This is a genomic window from Pseudomonas sp. RC3H12 (assembly GCF_018596375.1).
In the GTDB taxonomy this organism is placed as follows: Bacteria; Pseudomonadota; Gammaproteobacteria; order Pseudomonadales; family Pseudomonadaceae; genus Aquipseudomonas.
Genome location: NZ_CP075595.1, coordinates 5,271,253 through 5,297,885, shown reverse-complemented (window position 1 = coordinate 5,297,885; position 26,633 = coordinate 5,271,253). Strand labels below are relative to the sequence as shown.

Sequence of the window (26,633 nt, the reverse complement as noted above, 5' to 3'; positions counted from 1 at the left end):
CAGGATCTCCTTTCTAATTCAGCGTTGCAGCTCGGCAGTTTCCCGGACTGGCTCGCCACCACCGGCGCGTGGTTTGCACCACAGCAGGTAGGAGGCCACCAGGAACACCACCCAGATCACCCCGACGATCAATGCCGCCTGGGTGTCGGGGAAGTAGCCGAGCACACCGAAGATGAACACCATGAAGGCAATGGCCAGGGCCGGGCCATAGGGCCAGAAGGGTACCGGGAACTTGAGCTGGGCGACTTCCTCGCGGCTCATGCTGCGGCGCATGGCCACCTGGGTGACCAGGATCATCAGCCACACCCATACAGTGGCGAAGGTAGCGATCGATGCGATCAGCAGGAACACGTTCTCCGGGATCAGGTAGTTGAGCAGCACCCCGACCAGCAGCGCCGCGCCCATCACCACCACGGTCATCCACGGCACGCCGTGCCTGGACAGCTTGCCAAAGCCACGCGGCGCCTGGCCGTGCTGGGACAGGCCGTACATCATCCGGCCAGCGCCGAAGATGTCGCTGTTGATCGCAGAGATGGCTGCCGAAATCACCACGATGTTCAGCACCGCCGCCGCCGAGCCAATCCCCAGGTTGCTGAAGATCTGCACGAACGGGCTACCCTGGCTGCCGATCTGCGGCCAGGGGTACAGGCACATCAGCACGAACAGGGTCAGCACGTAGAACAGCAGGATGCGCAGCGGCACGGCGTTGATCGCTTTCGGGATCACGCGTTGCGGGTCTTTCGCTTCACCTGCGGTGACGCCGATGATCTCGATGCCGCCAAAGGCGAACATCACCACCGCGAACGAAGCGATCAGGCCGCTGACGCCATTGGGCATGAAGCCGCCATGTTCGAACAGGTTGCTCACCCCGACAGCCTGCCCGGTGCCCACCTGGCTGAAACCGAAGGCCATGATGCCGAGACCTGCGAGGATCATCGCGACGATGGCGCCGACCTTGAGCAGCGACAGCCAGAACTCCATCTCGCCGAACACCCGTACGTTGCACAGGTTCAGGCCGCCGATCAGGAAGACGATACCGAGCACCCAGATCCAGCGTGCCACTTCGGGGAACCAGAAGCCCATGTAGATCCCGAAGGCCGTGACGTCGGCGATGGCGACGATGACCATCTCGAAGGCGTAGGTCCAGCCGAGGATGAAGCCGGCCATGGGGCCGAGGTAGGTGCTGGCGTAGTGGCCGAAGGAGCCGGACACCGGATTGTGCACGGCCATTTCGCCGAGGGCACGCATGACCATGAATACTGCGGCGCCGCCGATCAGGTAGGCCAGCAGCACGGCCGGGCCGGCCATCTGGATGGCCGAGGCCGAACCGTAGAAAAGCCCGGTACCGATTGCCGAACCGAGCGCCATGAAACGGATGTGCCGGGCCGATAGCCCGCGCTTGAGACCTTGAGCTTGTTGCATGTCACGTCCTTATTGTTGTTCTGGTCGTGATATCGGGATGGGGTCTGCTGCGCAGCCCAATCGCCGGCAAGCCGGCTCCCACACAAGCAGTTGTGGGAGCCGGCTTGCCGGCGATGGGCCGCAAAGCGGCCCCGAGGGCGTTACAGGCTTGGCAGGACGCCCGCCGGCAGCAGCCCGGTCAGCGTGCCTTTGGCCAGCAACGCGGCAGCCGCCTCGATATCCGGCGAGAAGAAACGGTCGCGGTCATAGTGCGGCACTTCGCGCCGCAGCGCCTGGCGCGCCTGTTCCAGCTTGGCGGAGGTCTTCAGGCCCTTGCGCAGGTCCAGGCCCTGGCAGGCGCCCAACCATTCGATGGCCAGCACGCCACGGGTGTTCTCGGCCATTTCCCACAGGCGCTTGCCGGCGGCCGGGGCCATCGAGACATGGTCTTCCTGGTTGGCGGAGGTCGGCAGGCTGTCGACGCTGTGCGGGTGCGACAGTGCCTTGTTCTCGCTGGCCAGGGCGGCTGCGGTGACCTGGGCGATCATGAAGCCGGAGTTCACACCACCGTTTTCCACCAGGAACGGCGGCAGCTGGGACATGTGCTTGTCCATCATCAGCGAGATGCGGCGCTCGCTCAGCGAGCCGATCTCGGCAATGGCCAGGGCCAGGTTGTCGGCGGCCATGGCCACCGGCTCGGCGTGGAAGTTGCCACCGGAGATCACGTCACCCTCGGCGGCGAACACCAGCGGGTTGTCCGACACAGCGTTGGCTTCGATGCCCAGCACTTCGGCAGCCTGGCGGATCTGGGTCAGGCAGGCACCCATGACTTGCGGCTGGCAGCGCAGCGAGTACGGGTCCTGGACCTTGTCGCAGTTTTTGTGCGACAGCGAGACTTCGCTGGAATCACCCAGCAGGTCGCGGAAGCAGGCGGCGGTATCGATCTGGCCACGCTGACCGCGCACTTCATGGATGCGCGCATCGAACGGCGAGCGCGAACCCAGCGCCGCCTCGACGCTCAGGCCGCCACAGGCGATGGCCGCGGCGTACAGGTCTTCGGCCTGGAACAGGCCACGCAGGGCGTAAGCGGTGGAGGCCTGGGTGCCGTTGAGCAGTGCCAGGCCCTCTTTCGCGGCCAGGGTCAGTGGCTCCAGGCCGGCGACGGCCAGGGCTTCGGTGGCCGGCAACCATTGGCCCTTATAGCGGGCCTTGCCCTCGCCCAGCAGCACCAGCGACATGTGCGCCAGCGGCGCGAGGTCGCCGGAGGCGCCGACCGAACCTTTCAGCGGGATGTGTGGGTAGACTTCGGCGTTGACTAGGCCGATCAGCGCATCGATGACTTTGCGGCGAATGCCGGAGAAGCCACGACTGAGGCTGTTGATCTTGAGCACCATGATCAGCCGCACCAGGTCGTCGTCCAGTGGCGCGCCGATACCGGCGGCGTGGGACAGCACCAGCGAGCGCTGCAGGTTTTCCAGATCGTGGCTGGCGATGCGGGTCGAGGCCAGCAGGCCGAAACCGGTGTTGATGCCATAGGCGGTACGGTCTTCGGCGATGATCTGCTCGACGCAGGCGACGCTGGCGTCGATGGCGGGCGCGGCGCTGGCATCGAGCTGCAGGCGCACGGGCGCGGCGTGGACGGCGCGCAGTTGGGCCAGGGTCAGGGTGCCGGGCTTGAGGGTCAATTCGGTCACTTCGCTACTCCAATCGCGGGGGCCATGGCCCCCTTCTTGTTGTTCAGTATCACCCGTGAAGGGTGCGATCCAAAGCGCGGCGATCAGCCGGTGATCATCGGCAGGTCCAGGCCCTGCTCCTTGGCGCAGTCGATGGCGATCTGGTAGCCGGCGTCGGCGTGGCGCATCACGCCGGTGCCCGGGTCGTTGGTCAGTACGCGGGCGATACGCTCGGCGGCTTCATCGGTACCGTCGCAGACGATGACCATGCCCGAATGCTGGGAGAAGCCCATGCCTACGCCACCGCCGTGGTGCAGCGAAACCCAGGTGGCGCCGCCTGCGGTATTGAGCAGGGCGTTGAGTAGCGGCCAGTCGGAGACAGCGTCGGAGCCGTCGCGCATGGCTTCGGTTTCACGGTTGGGGCTGGACACCGAGCCCGAGTCCAGGTGGTCGCGGCCGATGACGACCGGCGCCGACAGCTCGCCGCTGCGCACCATTTCGTTGAATGCCAGGCCCAGCTTGGCGCGCAGGCCCAGGCCAACCCAGCAGATGCGCGCCGGCAGGCCCTGGAAGCTGATGCGCTCGCGGGCCATGTCCAGCCAGCGGTGCAGGTGGGCGTCGTCGGGGATCAGTTCCTTGACCTTGGCGTCGGTCTTGTAGATGTCCTCGGCGTCACCGGACAGCGCAGCCCAGCGGAACGGGCCGACACCGCGGCAGAACAGCGGGCGGATATACGCCGGGACGAAGCCTGGGAAGTCAAAGGCGTTGGCAACGCCCTCTTCCTTGGCCATCTGACGAATGTTGTTGCCGTAGTCGAAGGTCGGGATGCCCTGCTTCTGGAAGTCGAGCATGGCCTTGACGTGCACGGCCATGGATTGCTTGGCGGCTTTCACCACAGCAGCCGGGTCGGTCTGCGCGCGGTCGCGGTACTGCTCCCAGGTCCAGCCAGCCGGCAGGTAGCCGTTGAGCGGGTCGTGGGCGCTAGTCTGGTCGGTGACCATGTCCGGGCGCACGCCACGCTTGACCAGCTCTGGCAGGATTTCGGCGGCGTTGCCGTGCAGGGCGATGGAGATGGCCTTGCCTTCGGCGGTGTACTTGGCGATGCGGGCCAGGGCGTCGTCCAGGTCAGTGGCCTGCTCGTCGACGTAGCGGGTCTCGAGGCGGAAGTCGATGCGGCTCTGCTGGCACTCGATGTTCAGCGAGCAGGCGCCAGCAAGTGTTGCCGCCAGTGGCTGGGCGCCGCCCATGCCGCCCAGGCCCGCGGTCAGTACCCACTTGCCCTTGAGGCTGCCGTTGTAGTGCTGGCGGCCGGCCTCGACGAAGGTTTCATAGGTGCCCTGGACGATGCCCTGGCTGCCGATGTAGATCCAGCTGCCGGCGGTCATCTGGCCGTACATGGCCAGGCCCTTGGCATCCAGTTCGTTGAAGTGTTCCCAGTTGGCCCAGTGCGGTACCAGGTTGGAGTTGGCGATCAGCACGCGCGGGGCATTGCTGTGGGTCTTGAACACGCCGACCGGCTTGCCCGACTGCACCAGCAGGGTTTCGTCGTCTTCCAGGCGGGTCAGGGTTTCGACGATCTTGTCGTAGCACTCCCAGTTGCGCGCGGCGCGGCCGATGCCGCCGTACACCACCAGCTCCTTCGGGTTTTCGGCGACCTGCGGGTCGAGGTTGTTCATCAGCATGCGCAGCGGGGCTTCGGTCAGCCAGCTCTTGGCGGTCAGCTTGTTGCCACGCGGGGCACGGATTTCTACGTCACGGTACTTGTTGTTGTCAGTCACGGGGATGTCCTCTGCGGTCGTCCGACGGCATGTGTGTGTCGTGGTGACTATACAAACACACCTTTACTTGTATGTACAAGCATAGGCAACCAAAAAAGAGTGACCATTCCTCGGATGAAAAACGAAAAAGGGGCCGCTACGCGCCCCATCGCTGGCAAGCCAGCTCCCACAGGGTTCACTTGGCCCATGTGGGAGCTGGCTTGCCAGCGATGGGCTGCATAGCAGCCCCCTTTCAGCGATGACAGATCAGTGTGAAATCAGCTCGATCAGGCAGAACCGCCCCTGTACATCCATTTCCAGCAACCCTTCATTGCCATCGACCCGCAGACAGTCATAGCGCCCAAGCTGCTGCGTCTCCTCCCTAGCCAGCCCCACCTCGACATGAGTGCTGGCGGCAAACAGCAACAGCGTCGACGCCGAGCTGAAGAGCCGGCTACTGCCATCGAACCACTGCAACCGCGCCCGATACCGCTGCGGCGCATAGATCAGGTTGAAATCGCGAATCGCCCCGCCCAACAGCTTGCAGCTCACCTGGCTTTCGCCACTGAAGGCGAACGCATCGAACGGCAGCAACGGCCGGCTGGCTTGGCCATCGACCAACAGGCGCATGCCATCGCCCTGCAATACGGTGATGATCCGCTGGTACCCGGTGAAGCTGGAAAAACCACCGGACTCCTCGATATCGGCGATCGACAGGCGCCAGCCGAAACCGTCCAGGCTGTCGCCTGCGTCGCGGGTGATCTCTTCGGTGAAACCGCCACCGTTCTTCCAGGGCATGCGCGGGTAGTCCTGGGCACGCAACAGCTGCAACTGGGTCATTTGCTGAATCGTCCTTCCAGACGGTGACGGGAACCGGGGTGGATCAGGCGCGCAGCGGTGACCGGCTGGCGCCCCGACCAGGTGCGACGGCGGATCAACAGGCACGGCTCGCCCCGCTCGATCTGCAGTAGTTTGCATTCTTCAGGCTCGGCGAGGATCGCCTCGACCACGTGCTCGCCTTCAGTGAGCGGCGCCACCTGCGACAGGTAGGCGTAGGGCGTCTGCCGGGTGAAATCCTGCTTGAGGTAATCCGGAGCGATGGCGGCGTTGACGTAGCGGTCCTCGATCTGCACCGGCACGCCATTTTCGTAATGCACGATCAGCGAGTGGAAGACCCGCTGGCCTTCGCGCATGTCCAGTGCCAGGGCGCGCTCGGAGCCGGCGGCCTCTTCGGCAAGCTTGATTACCTGGCAGCTATGCTGGTGGCCACGGCCGGCGATCTCGTCGGCGATGTTGTTGACCTCGAACAGCGCCGAGCGGCTCTTGGGCTCGGCGACGAAGGTACCGACGCCCTGCATGCGCACCAGCAGGCCTTCGGCGGTGAGTTCGCGCAGGGCGCGGTTGATGGTCATGCGGCTGAAGCCCAGCTCGCTGACCAGTTCGCTTTCCGATGGCACCCGGTGATGAGGCGGCCAGCTGCCGCTCTCGATCTGCTGGATGATCATCTGTTTCACCCGGGCGTAGAGCGGCGCCGGCCCTTCGCCCATCTGGGCAACCAGCGCGGAGACAGGAAGTGTCGGCACGGCGTTGAATCCTTGTGCGGTTGGAGTGAACGGTAGCTTGCCGGAGTTTACCCGGCAGGCAAACGGCTGTATATGTATATACAAGTTAACAATAACAGGATTTCACCGATGCCCGCCTACTTCGCCGAACGCGCCCTGCTCCCTTCGGGCTGGGCCCGCAATGTCCGCCTGGAGGTCGCCGCCGACGGTCGACTGGCCGCGATCATGGCCGATGCCGACGCCGAGGGCGCCGAGCGCCTGGGCGGGCCGCTGCTGCCGGGCATGCCCAACCTGCACTCGCACGCATTCCAGCGGGCCATGGCAGGGCTGGCGGAAGTGGCCGGCAATCCCAACGACAGCTTCTGGACCTGGCGCGAGCTGATGTACCGCCTGGTCGGCCGCATCACGCCGGAGCAACTGCAGGTCATCGCGCGCCAGTTGTATATCGAGATGCTCAAGGCCGGCTACACCTCGGTGGCCGAGTTCCATTATGTACACCATGACCAGAACGGCCAGGCCTATGCCGACCCTGCCGAGTTGTCGCGGCGCATCAGCGCCGCCGCCGCCGCCAGCGGCATCGGCCTGACCTTGCTGCCGGTGCTATACAGCCATGCCGGATTCGGCGGCCAGGCGCCCAATGACGGGCAACGGCGCTTCATCAACTCAACCGAACAATACCTGCAACTGCAACAGCAGCTAGCACCATTGCTGACACAACAGCCGGCGCAGGCACTGGGACTGTGCTTCCACTCGCTGCGCGCCGTGACACCGGGGCAGATCGCCGATGTGCTCGGTGCCAGCGACAAATCCTGCCCGATCCATATCCACATTGCCGAGCAACAGAAGGAAGTCGATGACTGCCTGGCCTGGAGCGGCCGCCGTCCGCTGCAATGGCTGTACGAGCATGTCGATGTCGATCAGCGCTGGTGCCTGGTCCACGCTACCCACGCCGAAGCCGACGAAGTCGCCGCCATGGCCCGCAGTGGCGCGGTGGCCGGATTGTGCCTGACCACCGAGGCGAACCTGGGTGACGGCATCTTCCCGGCGGTGGACTACCTGGCCCAGGGCGGGCGCATGGGTATCGGCTCGGACAGCCATGTGTCTTTGAGCGTGGTCGAGGAACTGCGCTGGCTGGAGTATGGCCAGCGCCTGCGTGACCAGCGGCGCAATCGCCTGTATCGCGCCGATCAGCCGATGGTTGGTCGAACCTTGTACGACGCCGCGCTGCTGGGCGGTGCCCAGGCGCTGGGACAGCCGATCGGCGAACTGGCCGTGGGCAAGCGGGCGGACTGGCTGGTACTGGACGGGCAGGATCCGTATCTGGCCGTGGCCGACGGCGATGCCATTCTCAACCGCTGGTTGTTCGCGGGTTCTGATCGCCAGGTACGCGATGTGATGGTCAACGGGCAGTGGGTTGTGCGCCAAGGGCGGCATGAACAGGAGGAGCAAAGCGCGGCAGCGTTTGTACAAGTGCTGCGTCAGTTGCTGGACTGACAGTCGAAACATCGCGGGGCCCGCCCCCACAGGTAATGTGGGGAGCGGGTTTGCCCCGCGATGGCGTCCTCAATGCCGGGCGACGATGCTCTTGTCGGGCGTGCGCCAGATCAGGCGGCTGGTATCAAAGCCCTGCTGCCGCGCCTTGGCCAGCAGGTTTTCACGCTCCCACGCCGGCAACGAAGGCGTACGCGAAAGAATCCACAGGTACTTGCGGTCCGGGCTGCCGACAATCGCCGTGCGATAGCGCTCGTCGACGAACAGGATCCAGTAGTCCCCCTTGGCCACCCCGGGCACCAGGCGGGTGAACCAATTGTCGAACTCCACCCACAGCTTGTCGGTATGCCCCGCCTGCTGCGGCGTCGCATGGCCCTCGGCACGCAGCCATTCATCACCCAGGGTACGGCAACGGTTCAGCACGCCGACCGTGCCATCGGGCTTGAGGTTGTAATGGGCCTCGGACTGGGCGCAACCGTCCTGGTACTTCATTGGCAGGCGCGCCAGCTCGAACCATTTGCCTTGGTAACGCTTGAGGTCGACCGCACCTGCGGTCTTCGGCGCCAGCGGGTCGGTGGCCAAGGTGGCGCAGCCACCGAGCAGCATCACCAGGCACACGCCTAGCAGCAGGTGCAGGTGCCTCATTTGAGGCCCTGCCCGGAATACATCAGGACCTTGTCCGCCGCGTACTGCACGCTGATGAAGCTCTTCTCGTCCCCCCAGGTGCAACTGCTCATGCCTAGCGCACCAGAGCACTCCGTGGGCGTGCCGAGCAACTGCTCGACCTCGGCCTTGTTCATGCCAGCCTTGAGCTTGGAATAGTTTTCCTGGTTGATCTTGCTGCAGGCGGTCAGGACGACGCACAAGGACAACAAGGCGAGGGAACGCAACGACATGAAGGGACACTCCTGGAGATGGATACACAGGCACGAGGGCCTGCAGGGAGCTTAGAAGGGAAAAAGGCTCCTCGGTTCCCTGGCCGACGAGGTTTCGTTGTGCACCGTTGGTCGCCTGGCGCGCAAACGATTAATGTTTTATCCCTGCGCGTCGACATAGAGCGGTGGTGTGGCCTTTTGCCGCACCCCTCCCCTTCGTGCCCGTGCGCAGATTCCAAGAAAAATGACCAAGAACCTCAAGTTCAGCCACAAGATCCTGCTGGCCGCCGCCCTGGTGGTGGCAGTCGCCTTCACTTGCTTCGTCCTGTTCAACGACTACCGACAGCGTCAGTCGCTGCGTAGCGACACCGAGTCGACCCTGCAATCGCTGGGCAACCTCACCGCCGGCAACATCCGCACCTGGCTCGACAGCCGCATCCAGCTGGTGAACTCGGTGGCCCAGCAGATTGCCGTCGACGGCCCCGCCAAGAGCAGCCTCGAGCGCATCCTGGCGCTGCCAGTGTATGGCGGCAACTTCATCCTCACCTACTTCGGCGGCCAGGACGGCAGCATGCAGTCGGTGCCGGTGGGCAACCGTGCCGCCGACTACGACCCGCGCGTGCGCGGCTGGTACAAGGCAGCCAGCGCCGCTGGCCAAACCATCGTCACCGAACCGTACATCTCGGTATCGGCCGGCAAGCTGGTCATCACCCTGGCCACTCCGGTGCAACAGGGCGGGCGCATGATCGGCGTCAGCGGTGTCGACACCGATCTGCAGACCATCAGCAACCTGATCAACACCCTGGACTTCGGCGGCCACGGGCACGCCTTCATCGTCAACGGCGAGGGCAAGGTGCTCATCCACCCCAAGGGCGAACTGGCGCTCAAGCCCCTGGCGGAAGTCTACCCTGGCAGTAACCTGCGCATCGGCAGCGGCCTGAAGGAAGTGGAGGTCGAGGGTCGCAAACAGTTCATCAGCTTCACCCACGTCGACGGCGTGCCGTCGGCGGACTGGTACGTGGCCCTGGTGCTGGACCAGGACGCAGCTTTCGCCATGCTCGGCGAACTGCGCACTTCGGCCGTGGTGGCGACACTGATCGCGGTGGTGGTGATCATCGCCCTGCTCGGCTTGCTGATCCGCGTGCTGATGGAACCGCTGCACGTCATGGGCCGCGCCATGCGCGACATCGCCGAGGGCGAAGGCGACCTGACCCGGCGCCTGGCCATCCACGCCCAGGACGAGTTCGGCAGCCTGGCGCAGTCGTTCAACCGCTTCGTCGAGCGGATCCACGAATCGATCCGCGAAGTGGCCTCGGCCACCGGCCAAGTGAATGCCGTGGCCGGTCAGGTGGTGAGCGCCTCGAATGCCTCGATCCACAACGCCGACCAGCAGTCCAGCCGCACCAGCAGTGTCGCCGCGGCGATCAACCAGCTCGGCGCCGCCGCCCAGGAGATCGCCCAGAACGCCGCCCTCGCTTCGCAGCACTCCAGCGCCGCCCGCGGCCTGGCTGAAGAGGGCCAGCAGGTGGTGGGCGAAACCATCGACGTGATGAATCAGTTGTCGGCGCGCATCAGTGATGCCAGCGGCAACATCGAAACGCTGAACAACCACACGGCCAACATCGGCCAGATCCTCGATGTGATCAGCGGCATTTCGCAGCAGACCAACCTGTTGGCGCTCAACGCGGCCATCGAGGCAGCCCGTGCCGGCGAAGCCGGGCGTGGGTTCGCGGTGGTGGCCGACGAGGTGCGCAACCTGGCACACCGCACCCAGGACTCGGCACAGCAGGTGCAGCGCCTGATCGAGGAGCTGCAGGCCGGAGCCCAGGTGGCCGTGAGCACCATGAACCAGAGCCAGCAACACAGCGACCGCAGCGTCGGCATCGCCAACCAGGCCGGCGAACGCCTGGGCAGCGTCACCCAGCGCATCGGCGAAATCGACGGCATGAACCAGTCGGTGGCCACCGCCACCGAAGAGCAGACGGCCGTGGTCGAGTCGATCAATGTCGACATCACCGAGATCAATACGCTGAATCAGGAAGGGGTGCAGAACCTGCAGAGCACCTTGCGTGCCTGCACCGACCTGGAGCATCAGGTCGAGCGGTTGAAGCATCTGGTGGGTAGTTTCAGGATCTGAGATGGCTGGGGCCGCTTCGCGGCCCCACTGGCACTAGAACCTGGACCCAGGCTCCAGCAAGAAGTCCATCTCTTCACTGGTGCTCGGGCGGTTCAGCACCAGGTTGCGGTGCGGGAAGCGCCCGAAGCGGGCGATCACCCGCTGGTGCTGCTCGGCATAGTCGAGGAAGCCTTCGAACAACCGACGGTTGGCCTCGGGCTGCTCGTCCAGCAAGGTCTGGTAACGCTCGACGCACAGGTTTTGCCAGTCCAGCACCTCGGCGTGCTCCAGTACCAGCAGCACGAACACCCGCTGGATCGGCAGCAGCTGGTAGTCCCAGCCCTTCTGCAACCCCTGCATGGCCACTACCTGGGCACGCCGGTCACCCTCGAAGGCACGCGGCGTGTCGCGATAGATCATGCGCGGCAACTGATCCAGCAGCAGCACCAGACCGAGCCAGCCCTGGGGGCTCTGCTGCCACTCGTCGAGCCCGCCCGCCAGGGCTTGCTCGACCAGGTCGCCGAACAGCGCCTGGGCATCGACGTCGTGATGCTTGCCGAACCACAGCGTGTTCTTCTCGTCAGCCACGGCCTGGGCACTTGTGCCCCAACCGAACCACCACTCCAGCAACGGCTGCCAAGGTGCGAGCATGACTTACTCCTTGTGGTAGGCGGTGACGCGCTCGACCTCTTCCTTCGAGCCGAGGATCACCGACACACGCTGGTGCAGGCTCTCCGGCTTGATGTCGAGGATACGCTCGTAACCGTTGGTGGAGGCGCCGCCTGCCTGTTCGATGATGAACGACATCGGGTTGGCTTCGTACATCAGGCGCAGCTTGCCCGGCTTGCTCGGCTCGCGGGCATCGCGTGGGTACATGAACAGGCCGCCACGGGTCAGGATGCGATGCACATCGGCCACCATGGAGGCGATCCAGCGCATGTTGTAGTTCTTTTTCAGCGGCCCGGTCTCGCCGGCCAGCAGCTCGCCCACGTAGCGTTGCACCGGGGCTTCCCAGTGGCGCTGGTTGGACATGTTGATGGCGAACTCGGCGGTGGTGGCCGGTACCTGGATGTTTTCGTGGGTCAGGACGAAGCTGCCCAGCTCGCGGTCCAGGGTGAAGCCCTTGACGCCGTTGCCCAGGGTCAGGATCAGCATGGTCTGCGGGCCGTAGATGGCGTAGCCGGCGGCGACCTGCTGGGTGCCTGGCTGCAGGAATGCATTCTCGTTCAGGGTTTCGTTCTGGCTCAGGTATTCGTTCGGGCAACGCAGCACCGAGAAGATGGTGCCGACCGAGACGTTGACGTCGATGTTCGACGAGCCGTCCAGCGGGTCAAAGACCAGCAGGTAGGCGCCTTTGGGGTACTTGCCCGGGATCTGGTAGGCATTGTCCATCTCTTCGGAGGCCATGCCGGCCAGGTGACCGCCCCACTCGTTGGCTTCGAGCAGGATGTCGTTGGAAATCACGTCGAGCTTCTTCTGCACCTCGCCCTGCACGTTCTCGGTGCCCATGCTGCCCAGCACGCCGCCCAGGGCGCCCTTGGACACGTGGTGACTGATCTCCTTGCACGCACGCGCCACCACTTCGATCAGGAAGCGCAGATCGGCAGGGGTATTGTTGCTGCGGGTCTGCTCAATCAGATAGCGACTCAGGGTAACGCGGGACATGTATGGCTCCGAAAAGGAAAGGGGGAGAAAAACCCCCGCAGTTTACAGGGAGAGTTGCAGGCTAGCGAGCAAAGAGACTCGACTGGCGGATCAGACGGCGCTTTGGCCATTGAGTTCACGCAGCTGGTCGATCGGGGCTGCCGCGCAGCCCCACGCTTCAATCCAAGGCCTTCCAGATCTCGCTCGCATACTCGCGAATGGTCCGGTCAGACGAGAACCAGCCCATGCGCGCCGTGTTCAGCACTGCCACGCGCCACCAGTCCTGCGGCGCGTGCCACAACTCCTCGACCCGCCGCTGGGCGTCCCAGTAGGCATCGAAGTCGGCGCACACCAGGAAGCGGTCGTAGGCGATCAGCCCGTCCACCAAGCCGGCATAGCGCGCCGGATCATCAGGCGAGAACACCCCGCTGCGAATCGCCTGCAGCACGTCGCCCAGGCGGTGGGAGGCGGCGATCGCCGACGCGGCGCCAAAGTCGCCGCTGCGCTTGCGTGCCTCCACCTGCTGCGCGGTCAGGCCGAAGATGAACATGTTCTCCGCCCCTACCTGCTCGCACATCTCGACGTTGGCGCCATCGAGGGTGCCGATGGTCAACGCGCCATTGAGGCCGAACTTCATGTTGCTGGTGCCGGAGGCCTCGTAGCCGGCCGTGGAAATCTGCTCGGACAGGTCCGCCGCCGGAATGATGCTCTCAGCCAGGCTGACGTTGTAGTTGGGCAGGAACACCACCTTGAGCAGGCCGCGCACCGTGGGGTCGTTATTGACCACCCGGGCAATGTCGTTGGCCAGCTTGATGATCAGCTTGGCCTGGTGGTAGCTGGCCGCCGCCTTGCCGGCGAAAATCTTCACCCGCGGCACCCAGTCAGTGCCGGGGTCGTTGCGGATGGCCTGGTACAGCGCCACCGTATGCAGCAGGTTGAGCAACTGGCGCTTGTACTCGTGGATGCGTTTGACCTGCACGTCGAACAGCGCCTCCGGGTTGACCGTCACGCCCAACCTGTCCTGGATAATGCTGGCCAGGGCGCGCTTGCTGTGCAGGCGCTGGGCGGCGAACTGCTTGCGGAAGGTGGCCTTGTCGGCGAAGGGCGCCAGTGCCTTGAGCTTGCCTTCCGGGTCATCCAGCACCTCCGGCCCCAGCGCCTCGATCAGCATCGCCGTGAGCGGCGGGTTGGCCTGGTACAGCCAACGGCGGAAGGTGATGCCGTTGGTCTTGTTGTTGATTCGCTGCGGGTAAAGCTTGTGCAGCTCGGCGAACACCGTGCTTTTCATCAGCTTGCTGTGCAGCGCCGAGACGCCGTTGACGCTGTGCGAGCCGAGGAACGCGAGGTTGCCCATGCGTACCCGGCGGCCATTGTCCTCCTCGATCAACGACACCGCGCGCAGCACGTCGAAGTCGTGCAGGCCTTTGGCCCGCAGTGCGTCGATATGGTAGGCGTTGATCAGGTAGATGATCTGCATGTGCCGCGGCAGCATGCGCTCCATCAATGCCACCGGCCAGGTTTCCAGGGCTTCGGGCAACAAGGTGTGGTTGGTGTAGGCCAGGGTGCCGACGGTCAGCGCCCACGCTTTGTCCCAGGGGATTTCGTGCTGGTCGACCAGCAGGCGCATCAGCTCGGCCACGGCAATCGACGGGTGGGTGTCGTTGAGCTGGATGGCCGCGGCATCCGGCAGGTTGAGCAGGTCCTTGTGCATGTTCAGGTGGCGTCGCAGCAGGTCCTGCAGCGACGCCGAAACGAAGAAGTACTCCTGGCGCAGGCGCAACTCCTGGCCAGCCTCGGTGCTGTCGGCCGGGTACAACACTCGCGAGATGCTTTCGGCGCGGGCCACCTCGGCCACCGCGCCCAGGTGGTCACCAGCATTGAAGCGTTCCAGGTGCAGCTCCTCCAGCGCCCGGGCACGCCACAGGCGCAGGGTATTGACGCTGGAGCCGCGCCAGCCGACCACCGGCGTGTCATAGGCCACCGCCCGCACCGTCTCGCCCGGCCACCAAACCTGACGTTGCTGGCCATTGCCTTCCTGCACGGTCTCGACGCTGCCGCCGAAACTGATCGGATAGATCACTTCGGCCCGCTCGAACTCCCAGGGGTTACCAAAGTCCAGCCAGTTCTCGGTCTGCTCCTGCTGCCAGCCATCGACCACCGCCTGGCGGAACAACCCGTGCTCGTAGCGAATGCCATAGCCATGGGCGGCAATACCCAGGGTCGACATGCTCTCCATGAAGCACGCCGCCAGGCGCCCGAGGCCACCGTTGCCCAGCGCCGCATCGGGCTCGAGCAGGCGGATGCGCTCCAGGTCGACGTCCAGGCCTTCGAGGGCCTCGCGGGCGATCTCCAGGTAACCCAGATTGCTCAGGCTGTCGTACAGCAGGCGGCCGATGAGAAACTCGAGGGAGAGGTAATACACCCGTTTCTGGCTACGGCGGTAGGCCTGGCGAGTGTGATCCATCCAGTGGTCGACCATATGGTCGCGGGCAGCCAGGGCAATGGCCTCGAACCAGTCGTGGTCGAAGGCGTGTTCCGGGTCCTTGCCAACGGCGTAGGTCAGCTTGGCCAGCACGGCGGCGCGGAACGCGGCCACCTCGTCGGTATGAGCTTTGGCCTCACGGGCCTTGTTTTCCTGGGACATGCGGCATCCTCGGGCAAGTAGGCGAAAGCGCAGGGAGAGTGTTCAGCCTAGACGCTCTGACACACAGCGACAGCGAGCGTTCGCGGTTTTCATCAACCACCAGGGGAATCGGGCAAAAGGTTGTTCACAAATTGAACAACTCCGGTATGATCGCGCGCCCCAAGACCGTGATTCACCCCATAACCATGAAAACGACCCTGATCGCCGCCGCCGAAGTCGACCGCCTGGAGACCTGGCAGCGCTATGCCAGCCATATGTGCGGTGGCTGCCACTCGACCTGTTGCACCCTGCCGGTGGAGGTGAAGATCAAGGATCTGATCCGCATTGGCGTGGTGGACGAATTCGAGAAAGACGAACCACCAAAGAACGTGGCCAAGCGCCTGCAGAAGGAAGGCATCATCGAGCGCTTCAACCAGAAGTCGGGGATCTTCACCCTGACCCGGATGAGCAACGATGACTGCATGTACCTGGATCGCAAGAGCCGCCTGTGCACCATCTACGACAAGCGCCCGGATACCTGCCGCAACCACCCCAAGGTCGGGCCGCGGCCGGGGTATTGCGCGTACAAGCCCAAGGTGGTCGGGCGCTGAGACTGCGCCACGCCTGAAATGCTGGGGCTGCAAAGCGGCCTGTATTTCTGAAGGCAAACAAAAACGCCCCCGGCCTTTCGACCGGGGGCGTTTTCATTCAGCCTGAGCTAACTCAGTTCTTGGCTTTCTTGGCAGCGCGGGTACGCTCGCCTTCGTCCAGGATCTTCTTGCGCAGACGGATCGACTTCGGCGTGACTTCGCACAGCTCGTCGTCCTGGATGAACTCCAGAGCCTGTTCCAGGGTGTGGCGAACCGGCGGTACCAGGGCGATGACTTCGTCCTTGCCCGAAGCACGCATGTTGTCGAGCTTCTTGCCTTTGGTCGGGTTCACGCCCAGGTCGTTGTCGCGGCTGTTCAGGCCGATGATCTGACCGTTGTAGATCTCCTGGCCGTGCTCGACGAACAGCTTGCCGCGCGCCTGCAGGGTTTCCAGCGAGTAGGTCAGTGCCTTGCCGGTCTCGACCGAAACCAGTACGCCGTTCAGACGGCCGGACATCTGGCCCGACTTCATGGTGTCGTAGCGATCGAAGATCGAGGTCAGGATGCCTGCACCGTTGGTCAGGGTCAGGAACTGGTTACGGAAACCGATCAGACCACGGGCTGGAATGTTGTATTCCAGGCGAACACGGCCCTTGCCATCCGGCACCATGTTGGTCAGGTCGCCTTTACGCAGACCCATTTCTTCCATGACCTTGCCCTGGGATTCTTCAGGGATGTCGATGGTGACGTTCTCGAACGGCTCCTGCTTGACGCCGTCGACTTCGCGGATGATCACTTCAGGACGGCCTACGGCCATCTCGAAGCCTTCACGGCGCATGGTTTCGATCAGAACGGACAGGTGCAGCTCACCACGGCCCGATACCTTGAACTTGTCAGGGGAGTCGGTTTCCTGGACGCGCAGGGCAACGTTGTACAGCAGCTCTTTGTCCAGACGGTCCTTGATGTTACGGCTGGTGACGAACTTGCCTTCCTTGCCGCAGAACGGCGAGTCGTTGACCTGGAAGGTCATCGAGACGGTTGGCTCGTCGACGGTCAGCGGCTTCATCGCTTCTACCGCGTCCGGGGCGCACAGGGTGTCGGAGATGAACAGCTCGTCGAAACCGCTGATGCAGACGATGTCGCCAGCCTGGGCTTCTTCGACGTCGACGCGGTGCAGGCCGTGGTGGCCCATCAGCTTCAGAATACGGCCGTTACGCTTCTTGCCGTCGACATCGATGGCAACAACCGGGGTGTTCGGCTTGATGCGGCCACGGGCGATACGGCCAACACCGATAACACCGAGGAAGCTGTTGTAGTCCAGTGCCGAGATCTGCATCTGGAACGAACCTTCACGGTCAACGTCCGGCGCCGGTACGTTGTCGACGATCGACTGGTACAGGGCGGTCATGTCTTCGCCCATGGCGGTGTGGTCCAGACCGGCGATGCCGTTCAGGGCCGAGGCGTAGACGACTTTGAAGTCCAGCTGTTCGTCGGTGGCGCCGAGGTTGTCGAACAGGTCGAAGATCTGGTCCAGAACCCAGTCAGGACGCGCGCCCGGACGGTCGACCTTGTTGATCACGACGATTGGCTTGAGGCCAGCTTCGAAGGCCTTCTTGGTCACGAAGCGGGTTTGCGGCATCGGGCCGTCCTGGGCGTCGACCAGCAGCAGCACGGAGTCGACCATCGACATTACACGCTCAACCTCGCCACCGAAGTCGGCGTGACCGGGGGTGTCGACGATGTTGATGTGGTAGCCGTTCCAGTTGATGGCGGTGTTTTTCGCCAGAATGGTAATGCCGCGCTCTTTTTCCTGGTCGTTGGAGTCCATGACGCGCTCGTCGTTGAGCTCGTTACGCTCCAGGGTGCCGGACTGGCGCAGGAGTTTGTCGACCAGGGTGGTTTTACCATGGTCAACGTGGGCGATGATGGCGATGTTACGCAGATTTTCGATCACAACTGTATCTCGATCAGAGGATTCGGTTGCCGCCAGTGTAGGCGGCCAATATGTACGGTTTACGGCTCAGCGGGCCCGGTGGTCGGGAGGGCGATGGCGGATGCTGCCGCCATACAGCCCTGGCGTCTTATGTCGGACGATAAACACGCACATTGGCATGTCCCTCACTGAGCAGGTGGTGTGCGTGCAGACGGCTCATCACACCCTTGTCGCAATACAGCAAGTACTGGCGCGTGGGGTCCAGGTGCTTGAACTTGCTGTTGATGGCGTAGAACGGCATGGCCTGGACTTCGATGCCTTCCAGCACCAGAGGTTCGTCCTCCTGGGCGTCGGGGTGACGAATGTCGATGACGATCTGGCCTGGCAGCGCGTCGGCCACTTCCTCGATTTCGATGTCCTTGCCCAGTTCGTCGATCACATGGTCGATGGAGATGAACTTGGCACGCTCCAGGGCGCGCTCCAGCACGGCCATGTCGAACTGCTTCTCTTCGTGCTCCATGCGGTGACGCTTGGCATGGGTAGTCGGGTTCACCGAGATCACGCCGCAATATTCGGGCATGTGCTTGGCGAAGTCGGCGGTGCCGATCTCGGTGGCCTGGTCGATGATGTCCTGCTTGTGGCTGGCCAGCAGCGGGCGCAGCACCAGCTTGTCGGTGGCCGAGTCGATGATCGACAGGTTCGGCAAGGTCTGGCTCGACACCTGGGAGATCGCCTCGCCGGTGACCAGCGCGTCGATCTGCAGACGGTCGGCCATGTGCGCGGCGCCGCGCAGCATCATGCGCTTGAGGGTGACGCCCATGTAGCTGTTGTCGACCTTGTTGAGGATCTCGCCGACCACTTCCTCGAACGGCACGCTGATGAACAGTACGCGCTGGCTGCTGCCGTACTTCTTCCACAGGTAGTGAGCCACTTCCATCACGCCCAGCTCGTGGGCACGGCCACCGAGGTTGAAGAAGCAGAAATGGGTCATCAGTCCGCGGCGCATCATCTGGTAGGCCGCGACGGTGGAGTCGAAGCCACCGGACATCAGCACCAGGGTCTGTTCCAGTGCGCCCAGCGGGTAGCCGCCAATGCCGTTGTGCTGATTGTGAATCACGTACAGGCGCTGGTCGCGGATCTCCATGCGCACCACGACTTCTGGGGTCTTCAGGTCGATGCCGGCGGCGCCGCACTGCTGGCGCAGTTGGCTGCCGACGTAGCGGTCGACGTCCATCGAGGTGAAATCGTGGTGGCCGCCGCGCTTGCAGCGTACCGAGAAGCGCTTGCCGGCCAGCAGGTGGCCAAAGTGGTGCTTGCACTTGGCGACGATGTCGTCGAAATCGCCCAGTGCATACTCCTCGACCTGCAGGAAGTGGGTGATACCCGGCGTGCAGGTGAGGCGCTCGATCATTTCGCGCTGGAGCTTTTCGTCCTCGACGCGGGTGACCACCTCGAGATTATCCCAGACACCATCAACCGCGAGCTCGGGATCAAGGTCCTTGAGCACGTTGCGGATGTTCTTGGCGAGCTGGCGGATGAAGCGCTTGCGCACCGGCCGGCTCTTGATGGTGATTTCTGGGAAGACTTTGACGATAAGTTTCATTGGTTTAACAGCGCGCCCAGGGCCTACCGAAAATGAGGGGCGCGAATTATAGCGGAAATTGCTCAGCTTTTGACCAACTTTTGTCCAGAAGGTTGGATTTATGTTGCCTGCCCCGCGATGTAGCCCTGCACGCACAGAGCGCACCATAACGGTGCGGCAAAGTTAAAAAACGCATCACATGAGTGCACAGCAGCCATCCAGATCACCAGCAAATGCCCAGCACCGCCTCCTTTTATCGCGTGCAGGCCATTTTCGGGCACTGGCATGCAATTTGCTCCCTTGTGAGGCAGGTAAGCTTGGCCGACTATCCGCGCCCAGCGACACCCTTATTTCCAGGGCAGCGGCCAACTGCGCCCTAGACCATCCGGAGGACAATATGTCGAAGTCGGTTCAACTCATCAAAGATCATGACGTCAAGTGGATTGATCTGCGTTTCACGGACACCAAGGGCATTCAGCATCACGTGACCATGCCGGCGCGCGATGGCCTGGACGAAGACTTCTTCGAAGTCGGCAAGATGTTCGACGGCTCCTCCATCGCTGGCTGGAAAGGCATCGAAGCCTCCGACATGATCCTGATGCCGGTTGACGAAACCGCCGTGCTGGACCCGTTCACCGAAGAACCGACCCTGATCATCACCTGCGACATCGTCGACCCGTCGAGCATGCAGGGCTACGATCGTGACCCGCGCGGCATCGCCAAGCGCGCCGAAGAGTACCTGAAGAGCACCGGCATCGGTGACACCGTGTTCGCAGGCCCAGAGCCTGAGTTCTTCATCTTCGACGAAGTGAAGTTCCACTCGGACATCTCCGGCTCGATGTTCAAGATCTTCTCCGAGCAAGGCTCGTGGATGACCGGCGCTGACGTGGAAGGCGGCAACAAAGGCCACCGTCCGGGCGTGAAAGGCGGCTACTTCCCGGTTCCGCCGTTCGACCACGACCACGAAATCCGCACCGCCATGTGCAACGCCCTGGAAGAAATGGGCCAGACCGTCGAAGTTCACCACCACGAAGTGGCGACTGCCGGCCAGAACGAAATCGGCGTCAAGTTCAACACCCTGGTGAAGAAAGCTGACGAAGTACAGGCCCTGAAATACGTCGTGCACAACGTTGCCGACGCCTATGGCCGTACCGCCACCTTCATGCCCAAGCCTCTGTACGGCGACAACGGCTCGGGCATGCACGTGCACATGTCGATCTGGAAAGACGGCAAGAACACCTTCTCCGGCGAAGGCTATGCCGGCCTGTCCGATACCGCCCTGTACTTCATCGGCGGCATCATCAAGCACGGCAAGGCCCTGAACGGCTTCACCAACCCGTCGACCAACTCCTACAAGCGTCTGGTCCCAGGTTTCGAAGCCCCGGTAATGCTGGCCTACTCGGCGCGCAACCGTTCCGCCTCGATCCGTATTCCTTACGTCGGCAGCCCGAAAGCCCGCCGTATCGAAGCACGCTTCCCGGACCCGTCGGCCAACCCGTACCTGGCCTTCGCGGCCCTGCTGATGGCAGGCCTGGACGGTATCCAGAACAAGATCCACCCAGGCGATGCCGCCGACAAGAACCTGTACGACCTGCCGCCTGAAGAGGCCAAGGAAATCCCGCAAGTCTGTGGCAGCCTGAAGGAAGCCCTGGAAGAGCTGGACAAAGGCCGTGCGTTCCTGACCAAGGGCGGCGTGTTCTCCGACGACTTCATCGATGCCTTCATCGAGCTGAAGAGCGAAGAAGAGATCAAGGTCCGCACCTTCGTGCACCCGCTGGAATACGAGCTGTACTACAGCTGCTGATCTGATCCGCGCCTCGCGTCGGTAACATCAGGACGGCCTCCTTCAGGAGGCCGTTTCCATTTTTGCATCGGCATCATCGGACTAGGCCTACAGCCGTATTTGGCAGCACTGCGACACTCGACTCTCCACCCATCCAGGAGATCGCCATGCGTACCACCCACCTCGCCTTCACTTGCTGCCTTGCACTGTCTGGTTGCAGCGCCGCGCCGCCGCCCACTTCGGACCTCGACACCTTGCTCGACGCCATCGAGCGCCGCCTTGACCTTGCCGAAGCAGTCGCCCTGCACAAATGGGACCGAGGGCAACCTGTGCAGGCCGTGGAACGCGAGCAACTGGTTCTGGCTAGTGCACGCCAGGCCGCAACCGCCTACCAACTGGACCCCGCACGCGCCGAAGCATTCTTCGCAGACCAGATCGAGGCCAGCAAACTGCTCCAGTACTACCTGCTTGACAGCTGGCACCGGGAACGGCGAGCACCCGACCTGCCTCGACGTGATCTTGGCCAAGATGTGCGCCCCACATTAGACCGCCTTCAGGCGCAACTGCTCGTGGCCCTTGCCCGGTTCGACCAGGGGGCCACGATCAAATGCCCCGGTTACCTGGCCGACGCACTGCAGCGCCGCACCCACGAAGCCACGCGACACCTCGCACTGATCCGCGCCACCGGCCAACTGTGCAAAAACGCCTGACCACCCTATGCTCCATATTGGTGCATAGCTAGGCCGAGCGCCTCGACATGCAGCCCAGTTTGGGTCGCAAGAATCGTTTAACCAAGACTTTGTGTGCCGAATTTGCGCGCACACGCGACTTTATCCGGAAATCCCGCTTCTTTTCGGAGCCTTGGTTTGGTTCTTGCATTTTCATTGCATCCTGCACGTCATCCGTGCGCGCCCCAGGTCTGGCCGGGGCGCCAAAAGAGTGCCAACAGAGGTCACCGACGCCTTATGACCATCAGCGATGCACAGCACCGTCTGCTTCTGGACAACCTGACCACGGCCACGCTCCTGCTCAATGCCGAACTGCGCCTGGAGTACATGAATCCAGCCGCGGAAATGCTCCTGGCTGTCAGTGGCCAGCGCAGCCATGGCCAGTTCATCAGCGAGCTGTTCACCGAATCGGCCGAGGCACTCAACTCGCTGCGCCAGGCGGTGGAACAGGCGCACCCGTTCACCAAGCGCGAAGCCCAGCTGACCTCGCTGACCGGCCAGAGCATCACCGTCGACTACGCCGTCACGCCCATCCTGCACCAAGGCCAGACCCTGCTGCTGCTGGAAGTGCACCCGCGTGACCGCCTGCTGCGCATCACCAAGGAGGAGGCCCAGCTGAGCAAGCAGGAGACCACCAAGATGCTGGTGCGCGGCCTTGCCCACGAGATCAAGAACCCCCTCGGCGGCATTCGCGGCGCGGCGCAACTGCTGGCCCGCGAGCTGCCCGAGGATGGCCTGCGCGATTACACCAATGTGATCATTGAAGAGGCCGACCGCCTGCGCAACCTGGTCGACCGCATGCTTGGCTCGAACAAGCTGCCGTCGTTGTCCATGACCAATATCCACGAAGTGCTCGAACGGGTATGCAGCCTGGTCGAGGCGGAGAGCCAGGGCGGCATCACACTGGTGCGCGACTACGACCCGAGCCTGCCGGACGTGCTGATCGACCGCGAGCAGATGATCCAGGCCGTGCTCAATATCGTGCGCAACGCCATGCAGGCCATCGCCGGGCAGAACGAACTGCGCCTGGGCCGTATCACCCTGCGCAGTCGCGCCGTGCGCCAGTTCACCATCGGCCATGTGCGCCACCGCCTGGTGGCGCGGATCGAGATCATCGACAACGGCCCAGGCATCCCCGCGGAACTGCAGGACACGCTCTTCTATCCCATGGTCAGCGGCCGCCCGGACGGTACCGGGCTGGGCCTGGCCATTACCCAGAACATCATCAGCCAGCACCAGGGCCTGATCGAATGTGAAAGCCACGCCGGCCACACCACCTTCTCGATCTACCTGCCCCTGGAACAAGGAGCCACCGCCCCATGAGCCGAAGTGAAACCGTCTGGATCGTCGATGATGATCGTTCCATCCGCTGGGTCTTGGAAAAGGCCCTGCAGCAGGAAGGCATGACCACCCAGAGCTTCGACAGCGCCGATGGTGTCATGGGCCGCCTGGCCCGCCAGCAACCGGACGTGATCATCTCGGATATCCGCATGCCCGGCGCCAGCGGTCTCGACCTGCTCGCCCAGATCCGCGACCAGCACCCTGGGCTGCCGGTGATCATCATGACCGCCCACTCCGACCTGGACAGCGCCGTGGCGTCGTACCAGGGTGGTGCCTTCGAGTACCTGCCCAAGCCGTTCGATGTCGACGAAGCAGTGTCGCTGGTCAAACGCGCCAACCAGCACGCCCAGGAGCAACAGGCCCTGGAAGTGCCTCAGGCGCTGGCCCGCACCCCGGAGATCATCGGCGAGGCACCGGCGATGCAGGAGGTGTTCCGCGCCATCGGCCGCCTCAGCCACTCCAACATCACCGTGCTGATCAATGGTGAGTCGGGTACCGGCAAAGAGCTGGTGGCCCATGCCCTGCACCGCCACAGCCCGCGTGCGGCATCGCCGTTCATTGCCCTGAACATGGCGGCGATCCCCAAGGACCTGATGGAGTCCGAACTGTTCGGCCATGAAAAGGGCGCCTTCACCGGCGCCGCCAACCTGCGTCGCGGGCGTTTCGAGCAGGCCGACGGCGGCACTCTGTTCCTCGACGAGATCGGCGACATGCCCGCCGATACCCAGACCCGCCTGCTGCGAGTGCTGGCCGACGGCGAGTTCTACCGGGTCGGCGGCCATGTGCCGGTGAAGGTGGATGTGCGCATCATCGCCGCCACCCACCAGAACCTCGAGTCCCTGGTACAGGCCGGCAAGTTTCGTGAGGACCTGTTCCACCGCCTCAACGTGATCCGCATCCATATCCCGCGCCTGGCCGACCGGCGCGAGGACATCCCGGCGCTGGCCCGCCATTTCCTCGGCCGCGCCGCTCAGGAGTTGGCGGTGGAGCCCAAGCTGCTCAAGCCCGAGACCGAAGCGTTCATCCGCAACCTGCCCTGGCCGGGCAATGTACGCCAGCTGGAGAACACCTGCCGCTGGATCACCGTGATGGCTTCCAGCCGCGAAGTGCTGGTCGGCGACCTGCCGCCAGAGCTGCTCAACCTGCCCCAGGACGCCGCGCCGGTGACCAACTGGGAGCAGGCCTTGCGTCAGTGGGCCGACCAGGCCCTTGCCCGCGGCCAGACCAACCTGCTGGACAGCGCCGTGCCCAGTTTCGAGCGGATCATGATCGAAACCGCGCTCAAGCACACCGCCGGGCGTCGTCGTGATGCGGCATTGTTGCTGGGGTGGGGGCGCAACACCTTGACGCGCAAGATCAAGGAGCTGGGGATGAAGGTAGATGGGGGGGATGATGATGAGGGGGAAGAGCACTGAGCATCGACCTGCTGCAAACCTGGGAGGGCCAAACATGGCCCTCTCGTAGGCACACATGATTCAGACCAATTGGCGACTCAACTGCCAATAGAGCGCAACAGACATGAAGCAGGAATAGATCGACTTACTGCATGCCCCTTAATTCACCGCCGGCCTCAGGAACGTCATTGTATGCCTGCTGTACTACTACCTCGGACAGATCCGAGGCCGTGCCGGCGTTGATTGACTCCTTCACTTGCCCGAACAACGCAGGAATTTTCTGTTCCTGTTTCACGCTACTCAGCCTCAGATAGTGCAAGGGATCCTGCGCCTGACTTGCCTCACGAAACAGGGCAGCTTTCTTCGCTCCCCAGAGCACAAAACTCGCCCATGCCGCCACACTGCCCACAACAGGGTTCACCGCCACACCCGCCAACTGAAGCGCATTGGTGGCAAACGCAAGCCCTCCCAAGGCGACCTCACCACTATCGACGGTGAGCCGTGTCAGGCTAGGGGCCACCTCGTTCAGCACACGATGATCGGTCGAATGCACCTTTTTCGCCTGCACCTCTACCCTGCTCAGGAGGCTTTTGTGCAGATCCCTTGCCCCATCCTGAAAGACGAGGCCCGAAAAGACGGCATCTCTCACCAATGCCCACCAGCGCCCACCAGGATCACTCCGATTGACTGGGTCACCAGCACAATAGCCATATGCGTTGAGCCCCCCTCTGCCGAATGGGCTGTGGCGATCCGGTGACAGGAAGCGCAATGCGGTTGGCGAATAGCAACGGTAGCCGTTGCCCAGTTGATAGGTGCCCATAGGTCTTTCGCAGAGCTGCCCGCAGAAGCCGACAGTCGGGCCTTCTGCAAATGCAGCGGCACCGTATGGCGTATACGCCCTGGAGTAGGAACTCCCCCCGAAAGATGATCGCTGGTGATCGAGCATCGGCAAGTGCAGGCTCATGAACAATCCCTCCCACAGGAGCATGATTCATGAGCAGAACGTTAACCAATGCTGGCAGTGGCCGAAACTGGCAAAACTATCAGGTCCCAGCTGCACCGTTGCTGTGCCGCATGCACCAGCACAAGGCAGATTAGCCTTCAAAACCCTCGAAAAATGGCCGGAACACCGCATTTCAGGGCCTGCAAGACCTGGCACGCTCCCTGCTTTGTATCGAGTACCTCCAGTTTCGGGGACCTCGGTACAGGCAGGCCGGGATATCCCCTCTTTTATTCGTGCAGCCTGACCTGCACCCGCCAACGCCCCACCTCCTGCGCGCCGGTCCATTCGCCGCGCAGGGGGCGCGCAGCGACCAGCGTCAACAGCAAGCCTTCCTCGCTCTTCTGCAAACGCCAGCCCACCGGCTTGCCCTGCAACATCAACTGGCCCCGCGCGGCCTTGCCCTCGGCCTGGAACACCACGGCCACGGTACCCTCGACATTCTCGCCATGCAGTTGCGGCTCTTCGTTGAACCATAGGTCCAGCCCGCCCTGCACCACCTCGACCTGCTCCAGCACCCGCTCCTCGGGCGCCGTCAGCCGGCCGATCATCAGGCCCACGAGCATGCCGAAGATCGCCAGCGACAGCAGCACCCGCGGCCAGGCCTTCGAACGCGGGTCGGGTTCGGGGGTAGAATGCTCGTCATCTTCACGCTTGGAGCCGTGCATGTTTCACGTCATCCTTTTTCAACCAGAAATTCCGCCGAATACCGGCAACATCATCCGCCTGTGCGCCAACAGCGGCTGCGCCCTGCACCTGATCGAGCCCATCAGCTTCGAGCTGGACGACAAGCGCCTGCGGCGCGCGGGGCTGGACTACCACGAGTATGCCACGCTACAGCGCCACCAAAGCCTGGCCGAATGCCTGGAAAGCCTGAATCAGCCTCGACTGTTCGCGTTCACTACCAAAGGCTCGCACCCGTTCCATGAGGTCGAGTACCTGCCCGGTGACGCTTTCCTGTTCGGGCCCGAAAGCCGTGGCCTGCCGGCCGAGGTGCTGGACAGCCTGCCTGCCGAACAACGCCTGCGCCTGCCGATGCGGCCGGGGTGCCGGAGCTTGAACCTGTCCAATACCGTGGCGGTGACGGTGTACGAGGCGTGGCGCCAGCAGGAGTTTGCCGGAAGCTGATGCGCTTGCCGC

At 63.4% G+C, this 26,633-nt stretch carries 23 protein-coding genes and 1 pseudogene; 9 read left to right on the top strand and 15 right to left on the bottom strand.

The window, feature by feature from the left end:
* Positions 1–18: 18 nt before the first annotated feature.
* The 5 genes from KHO27_RS24065 to hutC form a co-directional block, all read right to left on the bottom strand.
* Positions 19–1,422 carry an L-histidine transporter HutT gene (locus tag KHO27_RS24065; protein ID WP_214500893.1) on the bottom strand — a complete coding sequence of 468 codons (1,404 nt, stop codon included), beginning with the start codon at positions 1,420–1,422 and terminating at the stop codon, positions 19–21.
* Between the two features lie 140 nt (positions 1,423–1,562).
* A complete protein-coding gene (gene hutH, locus KHO27_RS24060; protein ID WP_110700362.1) occupies positions 1,563–3,095 on the bottom strand; it encodes a histidine ammonia-lyase in 1,533 nt (510 codons plus the stop codon).
* Positions 3,096–3,178: 83 nt separating this feature from the next.
* Entirely contained in the window at positions 3,179–4,852 is a 1,674-nt protein-coding gene (gene hutU, locus KHO27_RS24055; RefSeq protein WP_011536088.1) for a urocanate hydratase, read from the bottom strand.
* A 246-nt stretch (positions 4,853–5,098) separates the two neighbouring features.
* Positions 5,099–5,671, bottom strand: coding sequence for a HutD/Ves family protein (locus KHO27_RS24050; RefSeq protein ID WP_110700360.1), 573 nt, complete (start codon positions 5,669–5,671; stop codon positions 5,099–5,101).
* Positions 5,668–6,378, bottom strand: a complete 711-nt coding sequence (gene hutC / locus KHO27_RS24045; RefSeq protein ID WP_167659468.1) for a histidine utilization transcriptional repressor HutC — start codon at positions 6,376–6,378, stop codon at positions 5,668–5,670. Before hutC ends, KHO27_RS24050 begins: the two co-directional genes overlap by 4 nt.
* A 144-nt stretch (positions 6,379–6,522) precedes the next feature.
* Here hutC and KHO27_RS24040 point away from each other — a divergent pair, with 144 nt between their 5' ends.
* The gene (locus KHO27_RS24040; protein ID WP_110700358.1) at positions 6,523–7,887 is read left to right on the top strand and encodes a formimidoylglutamate deiminase; all 1,365 of its coding nucleotides are present in this window, start codon (positions 6,523–6,525) and stop codon (positions 7,885–7,887) included.
* Between the two features lie 69 nt (positions 7,888–7,956).
* Here the strand turns inward: KHO27_RS24040 and KHO27_RS24035 are convergent, their stop codons facing one another.
* Positions 7,957–8,529 (bottom strand): lipocalin family protein, encoded by a 573-nt coding sequence (locus KHO27_RS24035; protein WP_110700357.1) that lies wholly within the window; start codon positions 8,527–8,529, stop codon positions 7,957–7,959.
* The gene (gene bamE / locus KHO27_RS24030) at positions 8,526–8,780 is read right to left on the bottom strand and encodes an outer membrane protein assembly factor BamE domain-containing protein (RefSeq protein WP_079230016.1); all 255 of its coding nucleotides are present in this window, start codon (positions 8,778–8,780) and stop codon (positions 8,526–8,528) included. Before bamE ends, KHO27_RS24035 begins: the two co-directional genes overlap by 4 nt.
* Positions 8,781–9,003: 223 nt before the next feature.
* Between bamE and KHO27_RS26625 the strand changes: the two are divergent.
* Both KHO27_RS26625 and KHO27_RS26620 read left to right on the top strand, forming a co-directional pair.
* Positions 9,004–10,041, top strand: a pseudogene (locus KHO27_RS26625) (cache domain-containing protein); the annotation flags it as partial.
* 24 nt (positions 10,042–10,065) lie between these two features.
* On the top strand, positions 10,066–10,896 hold the full coding sequence (locus KHO27_RS26620; protein WP_371926848.1) for a methyl-accepting chemotaxis protein: 831 nt from the start codon (positions 10,066–10,068) through the stop codon (positions 10,894–10,896).
* A gap of 33 nt (positions 10,897–10,929) precedes the next feature.
* Here the strand turns inward: KHO27_RS26620 and KHO27_RS24020 are convergent, their stop codons facing one another.
* The 3 genes from KHO27_RS24020 to KHO27_RS24010 all read right to left on the bottom strand — a co-directional run bounded on the left by KHO27_RS24020 (position 10,930) and on the right by KHO27_RS24010 (position 15,163).
* A complete protein-coding gene (locus tag KHO27_RS24020; protein ID WP_110700352.1) occupies positions 10,930–11,526 on the bottom strand; it encodes a DUF924 family protein in 597 nt (198 codons plus the stop codon).
* A 3-nt stretch (positions 11,527–11,529) separates the two neighbouring features.
* Positions 11,530–12,540, bottom strand: a complete 1,011-nt coding sequence (locus tag KHO27_RS24015; protein ID WP_038706942.1) for a class 1 fructose-bisphosphatase — start codon at positions 12,538–12,540, stop codon at positions 11,530–11,532.
* 157 nt (positions 12,541–12,697) lie between these two features.
* Complete coding sequence (locus tag KHO27_RS24010) at positions 12,698–15,163, bottom strand: glycogen/starch/alpha-glucan phosphorylase (RefSeq protein ID WP_110700350.1); 2,466 nt, start codon at positions 15,161–15,163, stop codon at positions 12,698–12,700.
* 185 nt (positions 15,164–15,348) lie between these two features.
* Between KHO27_RS24010 and KHO27_RS24005 the strand changes: the two genes are divergently transcribed.
* Positions 15,349–15,753 (top strand): YkgJ family cysteine cluster protein, encoded by a 405-nt coding sequence (locus KHO27_RS24005; RefSeq protein ID WP_016712459.1) that lies wholly within the window; start codon positions 15,349–15,351, stop codon positions 15,751–15,753.
* Between the two features lie 112 nt (positions 15,754–15,865).
* Here the strand turns inward: KHO27_RS24005 and typA are convergent, their stop codons facing one another.
* The 3 genes from typA to KHO27_RS23990 form a co-directional block, all read right to left on the bottom strand.
* Positions 15,866–17,686, bottom strand: a complete 1,821-nt coding sequence (gene typA, locus KHO27_RS24000; protein ID WP_046853888.1) for a translational GTPase TypA — start codon at positions 17,684–17,686, stop codon at positions 15,866–15,868.
* A 127-nt stretch (positions 17,687–17,813) separates the two neighbouring features.
* Complete coding sequence (gene thiI / locus KHO27_RS23995; RefSeq protein ID WP_214500892.1) at positions 17,814–19,268, bottom strand: tRNA uracil 4-sulfurtransferase ThiI; 1,455 nt, start codon at positions 19,266–19,268, stop codon at positions 17,814–17,816.
* A gap of 98 nt (positions 19,269–19,366) precedes the next feature.
* On the bottom strand, positions 19,367–19,534 hold the full coding sequence (locus tag KHO27_RS23990; protein WP_214500891.1) for a hypothetical protein: 168 nt from the start codon (positions 19,532–19,534) through the stop codon (positions 19,367–19,369).
* Positions 19,535–19,644: 110 nt separating this feature from the next.
* Here KHO27_RS23990 and glnA point away from each other — a divergent pair, with 110 nt between their 5' ends.
* The 4 genes from glnA to ntrC all read left to right on the top strand — a co-directional run bounded on the left by glnA (position 19,645) and on the right by ntrC (position 24,514).
* Positions 19,645–21,051 carry a type I glutamate--ammonia ligase gene (gene glnA / locus KHO27_RS23985; RefSeq protein WP_023628815.1) on the top strand — a complete coding sequence of 469 codons (1,407 nt, stop codon included), beginning with the start codon at positions 19,645–19,647 and terminating at the stop codon, positions 21,049–21,051.
* A gap of 146 nt (positions 21,052–21,197) precedes the next feature.
* On the top strand, positions 21,198–21,740 hold the full coding sequence (gene aroQ / locus KHO27_RS23980; protein ID WP_110700346.1) for a gamma subclass chorismate mutase AroQ: 543 nt from the start codon (positions 21,198–21,200) through the stop codon (positions 21,738–21,740).
* A gap of 255 nt (positions 21,741–21,995) precedes the next feature.
* Complete coding sequence (gene glnL / locus KHO27_RS23975; protein WP_046853886.1) at positions 21,996–23,081, top strand: nitrogen regulation protein NR(II); 1,086 nt, start codon at positions 21,996–21,998, stop codon at positions 23,079–23,081.
* Complete coding sequence (ntrC, locus tag KHO27_RS23970) at positions 23,078–24,514, top strand: nitrogen regulation protein NR(I) (RefSeq protein ID WP_214500890.1); 1,437 nt, start codon at positions 23,078–23,080, stop codon at positions 24,512–24,514. Before glnL ends, ntrC begins: the two co-directional genes overlap by 4 nt.
* A gap of 124 nt (positions 24,515–24,638) precedes the next feature.
* Here ntrC and KHO27_RS23965 read toward each other — a convergent pair whose 3' ends face one another.
* Complete coding sequence (locus KHO27_RS23965; protein WP_250888393.1) at positions 24,639–25,457, bottom strand: RHS repeat-associated core domain-containing protein; 819 nt, start codon at positions 25,455–25,457, stop codon at positions 24,639–24,641.
* 266 nt (positions 25,458–25,723) lie between these two features.
* Positions 25,724–26,161, bottom strand: coding sequence for a hypothetical protein (locus tag KHO27_RS23960; protein ID WP_214500888.1), 438 nt, complete (start codon positions 26,159–26,161; stop codon positions 25,724–25,726).
* Between KHO27_RS23960 and trmL the strand changes: the two genes are divergently transcribed.
* A complete protein-coding gene (gene trmL, locus KHO27_RS23955; protein ID WP_110700337.1) occupies positions 26,160–26,621 on the top strand; it encodes a tRNA (uridine(34)/cytosine(34)/5-carboxymethylaminomethyluridine(34)-2'-O)-methyltransferase TrmL in 462 nt (153 codons plus the stop codon). The genes KHO27_RS23960 and trmL overlap by 2 nt on opposite strands.
* The last annotated feature ends 12 nt before the right edge of the window (positions 26,622–26,633 follow it).